Genomic DNA, 14,368 nt, shown 5'->3' on the forward strand with positions numbered 1-14,368 from the left:
GGGACAGTCTAGCGGATTTCCATCGCCTTCCAGGCCTCTTTTTCAGACGTCGCCTGGAAGATCGATGCCTTCGCCAGCGCCTCGGCCTCTTTCGCAGCCGCCGTTGCGCGGTCGAAATCGCCGCCGTCGGCCGCCTTCTTCGCCGCCGCCAGCGTCGAGACGGTCGTGGTCCATTGATGGCGCAAGCCGGCAGCCTCCTTCGCGGCGGCCTCCGCGGCGGCATAGGCCGCCTTGTAGTCCGCTTCGGTTGCCGCGCGCGCCGCTGGCGCGAGGCTCAACGCCAGCAGCATGGCGAGAGGAAGTGACCACTTCATGGCCGCGCTCCCGGGCCGGAAATCGGCAGGCCGTTGGCGACGTAGGACAGGAAATATTCGACGTCGCGATACTCGTCCGCCTGCGGCTCGAGCGGAACCGCGCGGGTCTGGCTGTTGCAGGTGACGAAACGGCGGCTGGTCGTGCCCATGCCGCTCCATTCGGAGCGGTAGATCGGCATCGCGTTCAGGATGCCGAGCGCCGGCGCCAGGATCTCGGCACGGATGCGCTCGCCCGGGCTTTGCACGTGGCAGCTCGCGCAGGAGAAATTCATCTGGCCGCGGCGGGTGTAGAAATAGCGCTTGCCGTTCTCGAACGCCGCGAGCGCGCGCGGATCGTCGGGGATCTTGATGTCCATCGGCTTGCCGCGCGAGGTGAAGGCCATGTAGGCGGTGAGCGAGGCCATCTCGTCCTTGACGTAGGAATAGGGCGCCTCGCCATTGGCCTCGCGGCAGCGGTTGAGCGCGAGCTCCAGCGTGACGACCTTGCCTTCCTTCTCGTCGAAGTAAGGATAGTTCTGGCGGATGCCGATGCCGCCGTTCGGGAAGCAGTCGGCATAGCTCTTGCCGTTCTTGAACGGCGTCGAAAACATCTCCTTGCCGGCGTCGAGCGCGAACTCGTAGGGCGGGAATTCCTCTTTCTCCTGCCACTGCCGCTTCATGTCCTCGTTCATGGAATAAGGACCGTTGACGAAATCCTCGTGCTTCACATCGGGAAACTTCTGGAAGAAGAAATTCTGGAACGCTTTTGCGTCGGCGACAGGATCGACCTTGTCGGCTGCGACCACGCGCGTCGCGGCGAAAGCTAGCGTCGCGAGTGCGACGAACGCCGAGCCGAGCAGAATGGTAGCGCGCCGCGTCATCACGAAATCTTCGCGGTGGTCGTGTCCGACCCACCCTTGTTGTCGGTCCAGGAGATCTTCAGCTCGTCGCCCTTCTTGGCGCCCTTGAAGCTGAACTTGACGTAGGGGTCCTTGGAGACCGCGGTGCCCCAATCGGCGACGAAGACGTCCTTGCCGTTACATTCGAATTTCAGCTGCTGGATGAAATGCGCCGGGATCAATTCGCCCTTGGAATCCTTGACCAGGCCGGTGTCCATGGGGTGCTGGATCAGCGTTTGCACCTCGGTGATGTCGCCGTTGGCGGTGGCGCGGACGCGAATGCTGGATGCCATGTCGAAATCCCTCGCTTAACCGCCGCAACCGCCGACGGTGACCTTGACCTCTTTGGTCGCGCTGTAGAGTTTACCGTCAGCTTCCACGATCGCGGTCACGTTCGTGGTCTTCGCCATCTTGAGGCGGTTGGCGACGCTCGGGATCGTGCCATCGGGAATCCTGTAGGAAGCCGCGAGCGCGTTCGGGTTCTCGGCCACGAAGAACGAGATCGAGGTCACCTTGTCCAGCGTCGTCGTCACCGAGATCGGCACCACGCCGCCATTCTCGGCGATCTCCGGCGCGTCGAGCTTGATCTTGTCGGAGGGCTCGGCGGTCTTGCCGTAGAGCGCCTTGATCGCGTCTGCCTCGTTCTTCAGCTTGAACGCCTCTTCCGGATATTTGTCGTTGGCCGCCGCGAGCGCGGAGGTCGCGCCGAACGGCAGATTGCCGAGGCCGAGCAGCGCGACCGAGGCTGCGCCCTGGAGAATCAGGCGCCGCGTCGCGAGTGAGCCCGTGGTCGTGGTCATCAAAAGTCTCCTGGTGTGCCGGCGGTCACAGGGTTTGCAGGAAATCGACGATCGCGCCGATCTCCTGCTCGGTCAAAATCCGGTTGCGGCCGAACGGCGGCATCATGGTCTGCGGATTGCGCTTGGTCTCGTCGAAGATGATCGCGACCAGCTCGTTGCGATCAGGGTATTTTGATTTGATATCCTTCAGTTCCGGTCCGATCGTTCCGGGCAGGTCGCCGCCCTTGATGACGTGGCAGGTCAGGCAATTGCCCTTGCCGCGGTCGAAGGCGAGTTTCTGGCCCTCGGTCGCGGCGGATTGCGCCCGCGCCGGGCTCGCGGCCAGCCCGGCGACGATGGCCAGCATGAGGAACAGAGGCTTTCGGGACAGGGCGGTCAAGGCGTCATTCCGAGGCGTTATGGCGATGTCGCGATCGCGGAAATAGAAGCGTTCCAAAGCACAAAGGGCATCGCCTGACAATCAAGACTATGCACGCGGCAAAATGGAGTTAATATCTTCCGCATTGCAACTAAAGAGATTATTTGTTCGGCCGATTGGGCCCCAAAGAGAGCTACCACGAGTTAAAGGCAGTGGCGCGGGCGGGCTATTTCGAGGGCGCTCGGGCGCTCATTCGGTTTTCATCGTGTTCTCGTTTTTTCAAGGGGACCTCACTTGGCTGAATATGTCGTCGAATTTGGCAGGGACGGCGGACGCGTCGAGCCGGACGGGCGGCTGGATGCGCCGGCCTTTCACCGCAATTACGAGCCGATCTGGGCGGCGCTGGAAAAGCATCTCGCCGGGATGTCAGGCAACGTGGTCGAGGTCGGCAGCGGAACCGGCCAGCATGTGGTCCATTTCGCCCGCCATTCGCCCGGCCTGATCTGGTGGCCGAGCGACCTCAACCAGCGGCACCTCAAGAGCATCGAGGCCTGGCGCGTGCATTCGGGCCTGCCAAACATCCGCTCGCCGCTGCGGATCGATCTCACCGATCCCGACTGGTGTCCTGAGATGCGAAGCGGGCAGGGCCCGACGAGTCTCGCCGCCGTGTTCTGCGCCAACGTCATCCACATCGCGCCGTGGACCGTGGCCGAAGGCCTGTTCGCCGGCGCCGGCCGCTATCTGCGTGCCGACGGCAAGCTGTTCCTCTATGGCCCGTTCAAGCGCGACGGCAAGCACACCGCGCTCAGCAACGCCGTGTTCGACACCTCGTTGCGCGAGGGCAATCCCGAATGGGGCGTGCGCGATATCGGCGACGTCGAGACGCTCGCGCGAGGCGCGGGGCTCGGCCTGGTCGACACGATCGAGATGCCCGCGAACAACCTGACTTTGGTGTTCGCGCGCTAGCGACGCAGGAGGTGCGCTCCCTCCCCCGCAAGGGGGAGGGAATGAGAGAGCGGTGCCCGCCTCACGGTGTGATGCGATCAAAGTCCCCGAGGGGCAGCGCTCCTACGCCTCCCCGTCCCGCCACCCGATCTTCTCCTTCAAGAACCGAAAACCGAGCACCTCGAAGCCGGCGCGCTCCTTGTTGTCCTTGCCGTAGCCGTGGCCGCCTGCCTCCGGCTCGTAGAACCAGGCCTCATAGCCCATCGCCTGGAGCTTTGCCGCCATCTTGCGTGCATGGCCGGGATGGACGCGGTCGTCGCGCCGCGTCGTGGCGATCAGGATCGGCGGATAGGACTGGCCAGGTTTGGCGTTGTGATAGGCCGAGTAGGTCTTCAGCCAGTCCCACTCCTCCGGCTTATCGGGGTCGCCATATTCCGCGATCCAGCTCGCGCCCGCGAGCAGTTTTGTGTAGCGGCGCATGTCGATCAGCGGGATGGTGCAGAACAGCGCGCCGAAGCGCTCCGGGTACCGCGTCAGCATGTTGGTGATGAGGATGCCGCCGTTCGATCCGCCCTGTGCGGCGATCCGTTTTGCCGTCGTGACGCCGCGGCGCACGAGATCGGCGGCGACCGCCGCGAAATCGTCATGCGAGAGCTTCTTGCCGGCGAGCCTTCCGGCATCGTGCCAGCGCGTGCCGAACTCGCCGCCGCCGCGCAAATTGGCCTGCACAACGGTGCCGCCGCGCTCCAGCCACAGCTTGCCGAGCGAGGGGTTGTAGTAAGGCTTGACCGAATGGGCGAAGCCGCCATAGGCGCTCATATAGACCGGCGCATCGCCGGTCTCGGTCGCGGGGCCGGTCTGCACGTAAGGAATCCGCTCGCCGTCGATCGAGATCGCCTCGTGCTGTGTCACCACGAGGCCATCGGCGCTGAACGTCTTCGGCGCCTGCTTCAGCACGGCCGGGCTTTCGACGCAGGGTTCGATCAGCAATAGCGACGGCGGCGTCAGCGGGTCCTGCACGTTGGCGAGCAGGTCGCCATTGCTCTCTGACGGATGGCGATCGAGCGGCCAGATATCGACGACGCCGATCTCCGGCAGGCCGGGAAGCGTCGCGCGGCGCCAGCCCGCGGTGGATGGCGTGACGACCTCGAAGCGCGGCCTGAGCTCGTCGAGGATCGACAGCACGAGCTTGCCGGCGGCCCAGAAGAAGCCTTGCAACGCGCGCCGCGGACCGGGCTCGAACAGCACGGCGAAATCGCGGTGGCCTGCCAGGAACGCCGAGAGCGAGATGCCGAGCACGGTGTCGGTGGCGTAGGTCTGGCCCTCGACCGACCAGTCCTTGCGCAGCTTCATCGCGAACCAGTCGCCATGGGCCTGCATCCAGATCCCGGTCGGCAGGTCGAGCTTCGTCGTCGCACCAGCCGCATCGCGCAGCCAGATGCCGTAGTTGAAGAAGTCGATCTGGTCGACGATCCAGGTCCGCGGGGCCGCACCGGTGTCATCGGCCATGCCATAGATCATCATGTGATCGTCCGAGGTCTCGATCACCACCTGCGCCTGGTCCACGGCCTGGCCGCGCCGCCACAGGCGAACGGTCCTCGCATATCCGGAGCTCGTGGCCATGCCCTCGCCATGGGCGCTCGACAGCAGCAGCGTGTCGGCATCGAGCCAGTCGACGCCGCCCTTGGCTTCCGGCAGCGTAAAGCCGTCCGCAACGAAGCCCTTCGTAGCGAGGTCGAATTCCCGCAAGGTGACGGCGTCGCTGCCGCCGCGCGACAGGCCCAGGATGGCGCGTGAGCTTCCCGGCATCGTGGTGATGGAGCTGAGCAGCCAGTCCTCGTCTTCGCTCGCCGCGAGCTGGTCGATATCCAGCATGATCTCCCACGCCGGATTGGGCTTGCGAAACTCCGCCAGATTGGTTCGCCGCCACAGGCCGCGCGGGTTGGTGGCGTCCTTCCAGAGGTTGTGCAGGTCGTCGCCGCGCCGGCTGACATAGGGGATGTTGTCGGGGCGATCGTAGATCGTCGCGAGGATGTCGCGATCGCGCTCGAAGGCCGCGCCCCCGAACGCGGCGAGCGTCAATTGATTTTGCCGCGCGACGAAATCGAGCGGCAGCTTGCCTTCGATCTCCTCCAGCCAGAGCCAGGGATCGTCGTCGGGAGCGCTGAGCGTAGGCCTGTCGTCAATGGACATGGTGCGAACTCCGGCAGATCGCGCGGCGGGATAGGATTTGATCGAGCGCAAGCCGTCAAGGGCGTGTCCCGGTATAGTCCTGCCGATTGCGTCAGAGGCATGGCCTGTGCCCGTTTGCGCCGGTTGTCCGCCCTCCCGCGTCTCTCCATAGTGCCGGGAATCAACAAGGCCCTTGAAAGCTCCTTGGGGCGGAAATGCCGATGCTAGACGTGACTTCAGCCAATGAGATCGCTGCCGATGCCCGCGTGCGTACCAATGTGGTGCGCCTTGCGGCGGCGCAGGCGCTGACCGGCGCCAACTCGGCGGTGATCTTCGCCACCGGCGCGATCGTCGGCGCCACGCTCGCGCCCGACATGTCGTTCGCGACCGTGCCGATCTCGATGTATGTGGTGGGCCTGGCTGCCGGCACGCTGCCGACCGGCGCGATCTCGCGCCGCTTCGGCCGCCGCGCCGCTTTCGTCATCGGCACCGGCCTCGGCACGCTGACCGGCCTGCTCGGCTCGTTTGCGATCCTGCACGCCTCGTTCGCGCTGTTTTGTCTGGCGACCTTCCTCGGCGGCCTCTACGGCGCGGTGGCGCAATCCTATCGCTTTGCCGCCGCCGATGGTGCCAGCGCCGCCTACCGGCCCAAGGCGGTGTCGTGGGTGATGGCCGGCGGCGTGTTCGCCGGCGTGCTCGGTCCGCAGCTCGTGCAATGGACCATGGATGTCTGGCAGCCCTATCTGTTCGCCTTCAGCTTCCTGGTGCAGGCCGCGGTGGCGCTGGTCGCGATGGGCATCGTCGCCGGCGTCGACATGCCGAAGCCGGCGCCGGCCGATCTGCATGGCGGCCGGCCGCTGCTGACGATCGTGAGCCAGCCGCGCTTCATCGCCGCCGCGCTGTGCGGCGTCATCTCCTATCCCATGATGAACCTGGTGATGACCTCGGCGCCGCTCGCGATGAAGCTCTGCGGCCTCAGCGTCAGCGATTCCAATTTCGGCATTCAATGGCACATCGTCGCCATGTACGGGCCGAGCTTCTTCACGGGCGCGCTGATCGCCCGCTTCGGTGCGCCGAAGGTCGTCGCGGCCGGCTTGCTGCTCGAGGCCGCTGCCGGGGCCATCGGCCTCTCCGGCCTCACCGCGATGCACTTCTGGGCCACGCTGATCGTGCTCGGCGTGGGCTGGAATTTCTCCTTCATCGGGGCGTCTGCGCTGGTGCTGGAGACGCACCGGCCGCAGGAACGCAACAAGGTGCAGGCGTTCAACGATTTCCTGGTGTTCGGCATGATGGCGATCGGCTCGTTCTCGTCGGGCCAGTTGCTTGCGAACTACGGCTGGTCGGCGGTGAACATGGTGGTGTTCCCGCCGGTGCTGCTTGGCCTCGCCGTGCTCTCGCTCGCCTCCTATGCGCGTCGCCGCAAGGCGCGGCTGGACGCGGCGATGGGCGAGTTCCCGGACGCGATCTGACTGGCGGGAGGCTGTCAGCAGCGTTGATAGTTCGATCCAGGTCGAAGTGATTTTTTGGAGCGGGTTACTAGATGATGCGTCATGGCCGGGCATTAGCGCGAAGCGCGTCTTCACGCAGAATGTCCCGGCCATCCACGTCTTAGGTGCGCGGATCGAAGAACGTGGATGCCCGGGACAAGCCCGGGCATGACGGAGTAGCCAGCATGCTCGACAATCCTCGACACGCCACGATCGACGAATCCTCGCTCCGCTATGAAGGCTGGCGCATCGTTGCGGTCTGCTTCCTGCTCGCGACCTTCGGCTGGGGGCTCGGCTTCTACGGCCAGAGCGTCTATGTGGCCGAGCTCCAGCGCGCCCACGGCTGGTCGGCCTCGCTGATCTCCGCCGGGACGACATTCTTCTACCTGTTCGGCGCTCTGCTCGTCGTCTTCGTCGGCGAAGCCGTCAACAAATACGGCCCGCGGCTCGGCCTGATTGCGGGCACGCTGGCGATGGCGGCGGCCGCCGTCGCGATCGGCGCGGTGCGCGAGCCCTGGCAGCTTTATCTCGCGAACGCGGTGCTCGCCTTCGGCTGGGCCGGCACCAGCCTCGCCATGATCACCAACACGATCAGCCTGTGGTTCGATCAGAAGCGCGGCATGGCGATCAGCCTGGCGCTCAACGGCGCGAGCTTTGGCGGCATCGTCGGCGTGCCGCTGCTGGTGACCTTGATCGGCCATATCGGCTTCGCCAGCGCGATGTTCACCGTCGCCGGCGCCATGCTGGTGCTGCTCGTCCCGGTGATCCTTGTCGTGGTCGGCCGGCCGCCCGATCTTCACGGCAGGCATGGGACAGGGAAAGCGAAGCCGCTATCCTCGGCGCATATCCGCAGGCATGCGCTGCGCGACGTCGGCTTCCTCACGGTGACCATTGCTTTTGCTTTGGTGCTGTTCGCCCAGGTCGGGTTCATCGTGCACCTGATCGCGTTCCTCGACCCCGTGATCGGCCGCGAACGTGCGGCCGTGGCGGTCGCGGTGCTGACGGCGATGGCCGTGGTCGGCCGGGTGCTGTTCTCGATGGTGATCGATCGGCTCAACCAGCGGCTTGCGTCTGCGCTGTCGTTCCTGAGCCAGGCGGCGGCGCTGTGCGTCGTCATCAATTTGCACAACGATTATGTGCTGATCGCGGCCTGCGCGGTGTTCGGCTTCTCGGTCGGCAACCTGATCACGCTGCCGTCGCTGATCGTGCAGCAGGAATTCGATTCCGCCTCGTTCGGCGTGCTGATCAGCCTCAACACCGCGATCAACCAGGTCACTTACGCGTTCGGCCCCGGCGTGGTCGGCTTCCTGCGCGACCTCTCCGGCGGCTATTCGCTGCCGTTCTACCTCTGCATCGCGCTGGAGGTGATGGCCGCGGCGTTGATCATGGTGCGCGGTGCGCCCAAAGCGAAGCTCTCGTAGGGTGGGCAAAGGCGCACAGCGCCGTGCCCACCATCTGCTCTCCGCCCGTGCTGTAGGAATTGGTGGGCACGCTTCGCTTTGCCCACCCTACGGCATCACGCTTCCCGCTGCTTCAGCAACGCTTCCACATCCAGCCGCTTGGTGATCATCGCAAGCTTGCCATCCGGCCCGAACGGCCATTGCTCCTTCGGCCGGTCCCAATACAGCTCGACGCCGTTCTGGTCCGGATCGCGCAAGTAAAGCGCCTCGCTGACGCCATGGTCGCTCGCGCCGTCGAGCGCGATGCCGGCCGACAGCACCCGGTGCAACGCATCCGCCAGCGCCGGGCGCGTCGGGTAGAGGATCGCGGTATGGAACAGCCCGGTCGTGCCCGGCGGCGGCGGCGAGCCGCCCTTGCTCTCCCAGGTGTTGAGCCCGATGTGGTGATGATAGCCGCCGGCCGAGATGAAGGCCGCACCGGAGCCCATGCGCTGCATCAGCTCGAAGCCGAGCACGCCGCAATAGAAGCCCAGCGCGCGATCGAGATCGGCGACCTTGAGATGGACGTGGCCGATCCTGGTGCCGGCATGCACGGCTGGGTTCTGCGACATGGGAATGCTCCGTTGATCGACTCCACTTAAGTCGAGCCTCGGGACAGCGCCACTGGCCTATCCCGAAACCCAGCGTTTCCGGATGGGAAACTAAGCGAGCTCCGGCACCTCGCCCTCGGGCAGCTCGAACTCAAACGTGTTCAGCGTCATCGACACCAGCGTGTAGTAGCCGCACAGCCCGATCACTTCGACCACGCCGCGCTCGCCGAGCAGCTTCACGGCCTCCTCATAGAGGCCCTTCTCGACGCCGTGACCCTCGTGCAGCGACTTCGCGAGATCGTAGATCATCTTGCCCTTGGGATCGTCGAACTCGGGCGTGCGGCGGTCGCGGATCGCATCGATGATTTTCGGATCCATGCCGCCGGCAAGCGCGAGGCGCTTATGCGCATACCATTCGTAGTGTGCGGTCCAGTGCCGCGCCGTCACCAGGATCGCGATCTCCGAAAGCTTGGCGGGAAATACCGTGTCGAAGCGCAGGACCTCGCCGAGCCGGGTGGCGTGACGGGCCATCTCCGGGCTGTTGAGCCAGGCCATCATCGGCGCCGGCGGCTTGCCGCGCTTGCCGGCGATCGACTCGTCATAGGTCTGCCGCTGGCTCTCGCTCATTTCGCCAGGCGAAAGTAGTTTCAGGCGCATTCTCGTTTCCTCTTTATTTTCAAAGCCTCGCCGCGGACATCATTATAGCCGAACGCGGCTCGGCATGCCTGGTCGTGCGGCACCGAAATGGTTGAATTCCACGGGGCGATGGCCCAGAGTCTGCGGCAACAAGTCGAATTTGATTGATGGAAACGACCATGAGCGAAGCTGAGACGTCTGATCTCGAAACATTCCGCAGCGAGACCCGCGCCTGGCTGGAGGCCAACTGCCCGCCGGAGATGCGCAAGCCTGCGACCTCCGACGCCGACGTGTTCTGGGGCGGGCGCAACGCAAAATTCTCCTCCGAGCCGCAGCGCATCTGGTTCGAGCGCATGCGCGACAAGGGCTGGACCGTGCCGGACTGGCCGAAGGAATATGGCGGCGGCGGCCTCAGCGCGGCCGAGCACAAGGTGCTGCGCGCCGAGATGGCGAAAATGGGCGCGCGTCCGCCGCTGTCGAGCTTCGGCATCTGGATGCTCGGGCCGGCGCTGCTGAAATACGGCAACGAGGCCCAGAAGCAGGAGCATCTGCCGAAGATCGCGGCGGGCCTGATCCGCTGGTGCCAGGGCTATTCCGAGCCGAACGCCGGCTCCGATCTCGCCTCGCTGCAGACCCGCGCCGAGAGCGATGGCGACGACTTCGTCATCACGGGATCGAAGATCTGGACCTCCTACGCCAACTACGCCGACTGGATCTTCTGCCTCGTCCGCACCGATCCCGCCGCGAAGAAGCACGACGGCATCAGCTTCATCCTGTTCGACATGGCCTCGAAGGGGGTCACGACCAAGCCGATCCTCTTGATCTCCGGCTATTCGCCGTTCTGCGAGACCTTCTTCGACGGCGTCCGCGTGCCGAAATCGCATGTGGTCGGCACGATCAATCGCGGCTGGGACGTGGCAAAGTATCTGCTCCAGCATGAGCGCGCGATGATCTCCGGCATGGGCGAGCGCGGCGTCGGCCGTCCGCTCGGCCAGATCGCGGCCGATTCCGTCGGCTCCGATGCGCAAGGCAAGCTCGACGATTCGATGCTGCGCGGCCAGATCGCAAGATTCGACGTTGACGAGGCCGCGCTTGCCGCCTGCGCCGAGCGCGCTGTCGATCTCGCCAAGGCGGGGCAGGCGCATCCGGCGTTCTCGTCGGCGATGAAATATTACGGCACCGAGCTCAACAAGCGCCGCTACGAGATCCTGATGTCGGCCGGCGGCGTCGATGCGCTGGAATGGGAGAGCGAGCGCTCCAGGCAGGGCGCCCGCCCGCGCGCCTGGCTGCGCACCAAGGCCAATTCGATCGAGGGCGGCACCAGCGAGGTGATGCTCGGCATCGTCGCCAAGCGCATCCTGGATCTGCCGGGGGCCTAACCGTCGTTCCGGGGCGGTCCGCAGGACCGAGCCCGGAACCTCGAGATTCCGGGTTCGATGCTGCGCATCGCCCCGGAATAACAGCAACAATATATGCATTCCACGCGATACCAGAGACTTTGCACATGGCCCTCGTCCTCACCGAAGAACAATCGATGCTCCGCGACTCTGCGCGCGGGCTGATCAGCGACAAGGCGCCGGTGTCGCACCTGCGCCACTTGCGCGACGCCAAGGATCCGACCGGCTTCTCAAAGGAATTCTGGCATTCCTTTGCCGAGATGGGCTTTGCTGGCCTCTTGGTGCCGGAGGAGTTCGGCGGCAGCGGTCTCGGCTATGTCGAGGCCGGCGTCGTGATGGAGGAGATCGGCCGCACATTGATGCCGTCGCCCTTCCTCGCCACCAGCGTGGTCGCGGCCTCGGCGCTGAACCGCGGCGGCAATGCCGCGCAGAAGTCGGAGTTCCTGCCGAAGATCTCGAACGGCTCGCTGCTGGCGACGCTCGCGATCGACGAGGGCGCCAAGCATCGTCCGCTCCAGACCAGCCTCCAGGCCGTGCGCGCCGGCAACGGCTTCAATCTCTCCGGTACCAAGGCGCTGGTCGTCGACGGCCACGTCGCCGATCTCCTGATCGTCGCGGCGCGGACGGCGGGCTCGGCCGGCGAGCGCGAGGGCTTGACGCTGTTCCTGGTGAATCCTAACGCCAAGGGCGTTGCGATCGAGCGCACGATCATGGTCGACGCGCACAACGCGGCGCGGCTCGAGCTCGCCAATGTTGAGGTCAATGCCGACAGCGTGCTCGGCGAGGTCGATCAGGGGGCGAGCCTCCTTGACGGCGTGCTCGACATCGGCCGTGGCGCGGTGGCCTCCGAAATGGTGGGATTGAGCGAAGAGGTGTTTGGCCGCACCGTCGAGTACCTGAAGAGCAGAAAACAGTTCGGCAAGCTGATCGGAGAATTCCAGGCGCTCCAGCACCGCGCCGCCGAGCTCTATGTCGACATCGAGATCACCCGCGCCGCCGTCATGAAGGCGCTTCAGGCGCTCGATGCTGACGTCGCCAAGGCCACGTCAGCCGTCGCGGTGGCAAAAGCCCGCGCCGGCACCACCGCCACGCGCGCGGTGCAGGAGGGCGTGCAGATGCATGGCGGCATGGGCATGACCGACCAGTTCGACATCGGCTTCTTCATGAAGCGCGCGCGGGTGTGCGAGGAATTGTTCGGGGATGCGAACTACCATACCGAGCAGCTGGCGCGGGCGCGGGGGTATTGAGGGGGCACCAAGGGCCACGGTGGCGGCTGAATACGAAGGTGTCGTCCCGGCGAAGGCCGGGACCCATAACCCCAGGGAGCAGTTTGGCGGAGGCTCGTAGTTAACGAGTCTTCCCGCGGTACTGTCACCTGCGCTTATCGATAGGTCACGCGGTGGGTCCCGGCCTTCGCCGGGACGACACCAGAGGAGAACCCGCCTTCACCGCACCGGCGGCGCGTATTGCACGCCGCCCGCATTCCACAGCTGGTTCATGCCGCGCGGGATCTTCAGCTTGGACTTCTCGCCGATATTGCGCTCATACATCTCGCCGTAATTGCCGACGTTGCGGATGATGCGGACGACCCAGTCCTTGGTGAGGCCGAGCTGCTCGCCGTAATTGCCCTCGGTGCCGACCAGCCGCATCACCTCCGGCTTCTTCGACTTCAGGGCCTCGTCGATGTTCTCCGAAGAAACTCCCAGCTCTTCGGCGTTGATCATCGCATAGAGCGTCCATTTCACGATCATCATCCAGTCGTCGTCGCGCTGGCGCACGACGGGGGCGAGCGGCTCCTTGGAGATCATGTCCGGCAGGATCATGTGGTCGCCGGGCTTGGAGAGATTGAGCCGCAGCGCGTAGAGCTGCGAGACGTCGGCGGAGAGCGTGTCGCACTTGCCGGTGTCGTAGGCCTTCACCACGTCATCCAGCTTGTCGAACTTCACCTCTTCATACTTCATGTTGTTGGCACGGAAGTAGTCGGAGACGTTGAGCGCCGTGGTGGTTCCCGACTGCACGCAGACCTTGCTGCCGGTCAGGTCCAGCGAGGTTTCCTTGTTGCGGGCGCGCGGCAGCATGAAGCCTGCGCCGTCGTAATAGGCGACCGCGGGGAAATAGAGGTCGTAGTCGAGCTCGCGCGCCATGCTCCAGGTCGAGTTGCGCGAGAGGATGTCCACCTTGCGGCTCTGCAATTCCTTGAAGCGCTCGCTGGCGTCGAGCGGAACGAACTTGGCCTTGGCTGGATCGTTGAAGATGGCGGCGGCCACCGCGCGGCAGAAGTCGACGTCGAAGCCGGTCCAGTTGCCCTTGTCGTCGGGGATCGAGAAGCCCGGCAGGCCTTTGTTGACGCCGCACAGCACCTCGCCGCGGCGGACGGTGCGCTTCAGCGTGCGGGTGTCGTAGAATTCATAGATGATGGCCAGAACGCCGACCAGCACGGCGACCGCGAGCCCGATCAGCAGGCCGCCTCGAAATGTGCGCATGATGTCTCTCTCTCGAAATAATCGGGAAGAAAAGGAAGTGTTGCAAGGCGGGGAGCATGATCCGGAAAGATCATGCTCGAATGAGAACCTTAGAGTTCGGGCTTCTGCCGGATGACCACCTTGGTCCCGACCGGGACGCGATCGTAGAGATCGGCGACGTCGTTGTTGACGAGACGGAAGCAGCCCGAGGACACCTTGGTGCCGATCGTGTCGGGACGGTTGGTGCCGTGGATACGGTAGACGGTGGTGCCGAGATACATGGCGCGGGCCCCTAACGGATTGCCGGGGCCGCCGGCCATGAAGCGCGGCAGATAGGGCTGGCGCTGGATCATCTCGGGCGGCGGCGTCCAGTCCGGCCACTCCTTCTTGTTGGTGATGTTGACCAGCCCCTGCCACTGGAAGCCGTCGCGGCCGACGCCGATGCCGTAGCGGATCGCGCGCCCGCCCGGCTGGACCAGATAGAGGTGACGCTCGGCGGTCGAGATGATGATGGTGCCCGGCGTCTCGGTGGTGCGGAAATAGACCACCTGCTTCTGCCATTCCGGCTCGAGCTGATAGGCGTCGTCGGCGACCAGACCCGGCTCGTCACCGCGGTCGGGCTGCTGGGCGGAGGCCTGCGGGACGGCGAGGATCAGGCCGATCGCAGCCACGAACATCCCGGTCAGGCGACGAAAATCCGTCATTTCAAGCTCTCCCCGCTGCCACAGCGCAAATCATTCGGAACCATCTGAACTCAGGGGCAGCTTCGTGGCAAGTTGATGGCGCGCCCGGCTGGTATGTCACGAGAATGCTTTGGTTTTTTGACGAGGCGCGGCAATGCCACAAACAGGGGATGGCGCGAAAAGCCTAGATTGTTGCCGCAGCGGTGGTGCGCTCCCTCCCCCGCTTGCGGGGGAGGGTCGGGGAGA

General features: G+C 65.0%; 15 protein-coding genes. 5 read left to right on the forward strand and 10 right to left on the reverse strand.

Translation table 11 applies throughout. The features are described from left to right. Window positions 1-8 precede the first annotated feature (8 nt). From ACXJMY_RS11830 to soxX, 5 genes are read right to left on the reverse strand one after another with little or no spacing between them, the layout of a single operon-like run. Window positions 9-314, reverse strand: coding sequence for a hypothetical protein (locus ACXJMY_RS11830; RefSeq protein WP_456619506.1), 306 nt, complete (start codon window positions 312-314; stop codon window positions 9-11). After that, entirely contained in the window at window positions 311-1,174 is an 864-nt protein-coding gene (soxA, locus tag ACXJMY_RS11835) for a sulfur oxidation c-type cytochrome SoxA (RefSeq protein WP_456619507.1), read from the reverse strand. The genes ACXJMY_RS11830 and soxA overlap by 4 nt, the downstream gene beginning before the upstream one ends. Beyond that, a complete protein-coding gene (gene soxZ, locus ACXJMY_RS11840; protein WP_456619508.1) occupies window positions 1,174-1,485 on the reverse strand; it encodes a thiosulfate oxidation carrier complex protein SoxZ in 312 nt (103 codons plus the stop codon). Before soxZ ends, soxA begins: the two co-directional genes overlap by 1 nt. Before the next feature lie 15 nt (window positions 1,486-1,500). Next, window positions 1,501-1,992 carry a thiosulfate oxidation carrier protein SoxY gene (gene soxY / locus ACXJMY_RS11845; RefSeq protein ID WP_456619509.1) on the reverse strand — a complete coding sequence of 164 codons (492 nt, stop codon included), beginning with the start codon at window positions 1,990-1,992 and terminating at the stop codon, window positions 1,501-1,503. A 25-nt stretch (window positions 1,993-2,017) separates the two neighbouring features. Then, window positions 2,018-2,371, reverse strand: a complete 354-nt coding sequence (gene soxX / locus ACXJMY_RS11850; protein WP_456619510.1) for a sulfur oxidation c-type cytochrome SoxX — start codon at window positions 2,369-2,371, stop codon at window positions 2,018-2,020. Window positions 2,372-2,644: 273 nt separating this feature from the next. Here soxX and ACXJMY_RS11855 point away from each other — a divergent pair, with 273 nt between their 5' ends. Beyond that, on the forward strand, window positions 2,645-3,316 hold the full coding sequence (locus tag ACXJMY_RS11855; protein ID WP_456619511.1) for a DUF938 domain-containing protein: 672 nt from the start codon (window positions 2,645-2,647) through the stop codon (window positions 3,314-3,316). Window positions 3,317-3,418: 102 nt separating this feature from the next. Here ACXJMY_RS11855 and ACXJMY_RS11860 read toward each other — a convergent pair whose 3' ends face one another. Next, on the reverse strand, window positions 3,419-5,488 hold the full coding sequence (locus ACXJMY_RS11860) for a prolyl oligopeptidase family serine peptidase (RefSeq protein WP_456619512.1): 2,070 nt from the start codon (window positions 5,486-5,488) through the stop codon (window positions 3,419-3,421). Between the two features lie 200 nt (window positions 5,489-5,688). Here ACXJMY_RS11860 and ACXJMY_RS11865 point away from each other — a divergent pair, with 200 nt between their 5' ends. Both ACXJMY_RS11865 and ACXJMY_RS11870 read left to right on the forward strand, forming a co-directional pair. Further along, on the forward strand, window positions 5,689-6,936 hold the full coding sequence (locus ACXJMY_RS11865; protein WP_456619513.1) for an MFS transporter: 1,248 nt from the start codon (window positions 5,689-5,691) through the stop codon (window positions 6,934-6,936). A gap of 203 nt (window positions 6,937-7,139) precedes the next feature. After that, on the forward strand, window positions 7,140-8,375 hold the full coding sequence (locus tag ACXJMY_RS11870; RefSeq protein ID WP_456619514.1) for an MFS transporter: 1,236 nt from the start codon (window positions 7,140-7,142) through the stop codon (window positions 8,373-8,375). 95 nt (window positions 8,376-8,470) lie between these two features. On the opposite strand, the gene ACXJMY_RS11875 is transcribed toward ACXJMY_RS11870, so the two are convergent. Next, window positions 8,471-8,965 (reverse strand): VOC family protein, encoded by a 495-nt coding sequence (locus ACXJMY_RS11875; RefSeq protein WP_456619515.1) that lies wholly within the window; start codon window positions 8,963-8,965, stop codon window positions 8,471-8,473. Window positions 8,966-9,055: 90 nt separating this feature from the next. Then, window positions 9,056-9,601, reverse strand: a complete 546-nt coding sequence (locus ACXJMY_RS11880; RefSeq protein ID WP_456619516.1) for a carboxymuconolactone decarboxylase family protein — start codon at window positions 9,599-9,601, stop codon at window positions 9,056-9,058. Window positions 9,602-9,759: 158 nt separating this feature from the next. Between ACXJMY_RS11880 and ACXJMY_RS11885 the strand changes: the two genes are divergently transcribed. Both ACXJMY_RS11885 and ACXJMY_RS11890 read left to right on the forward strand, forming a co-directional pair. Beyond that, window positions 9,760-10,959: an acyl-CoA dehydrogenase family protein gene (locus ACXJMY_RS11885; protein WP_456619517.1), complete on the forward strand. Its 1,200-nt coding sequence runs from the start codon at window positions 9,760-9,762 to the stop codon at window positions 10,957-10,959. Between the two features lie 125 nt (window positions 10,960-11,084). Further along, window positions 11,085-12,224, forward strand: a complete 1,140-nt coding sequence (locus tag ACXJMY_RS11890; protein ID WP_456619518.1) for an acyl-CoA dehydrogenase family protein — start codon at window positions 11,085-11,087, stop codon at window positions 12,222-12,224. 198 nt (window positions 12,225-12,422) lie between these two features. On the opposite strand, the gene ACXJMY_RS11895 is transcribed toward ACXJMY_RS11890, so the two are convergent. Both ACXJMY_RS11895 and ACXJMY_RS11900 read right to left on the reverse strand, forming a co-directional pair. After that, window positions 12,423-13,460, reverse strand: coding sequence for an amino acid ABC transporter substrate-binding protein (locus ACXJMY_RS11895; RefSeq protein ID WP_456619519.1), 1,038 nt, complete (start codon window positions 13,458-13,460; stop codon window positions 12,423-12,425). An 89-nt stretch (window positions 13,461-13,549) separates the two neighbouring features. Continuing rightward, window positions 13,550-14,143, reverse strand: coding sequence for a L,D-transpeptidase (locus tag ACXJMY_RS11900; RefSeq protein WP_456619520.1), 594 nt, complete (start codon window positions 14,141-14,143; stop codon window positions 13,550-13,552). Window positions 14,144-14,368 lie beyond the last annotated feature (225 nt).

The organism is Bradyrhizobium sp. P5_C12, from assembly GCF_054049735.1.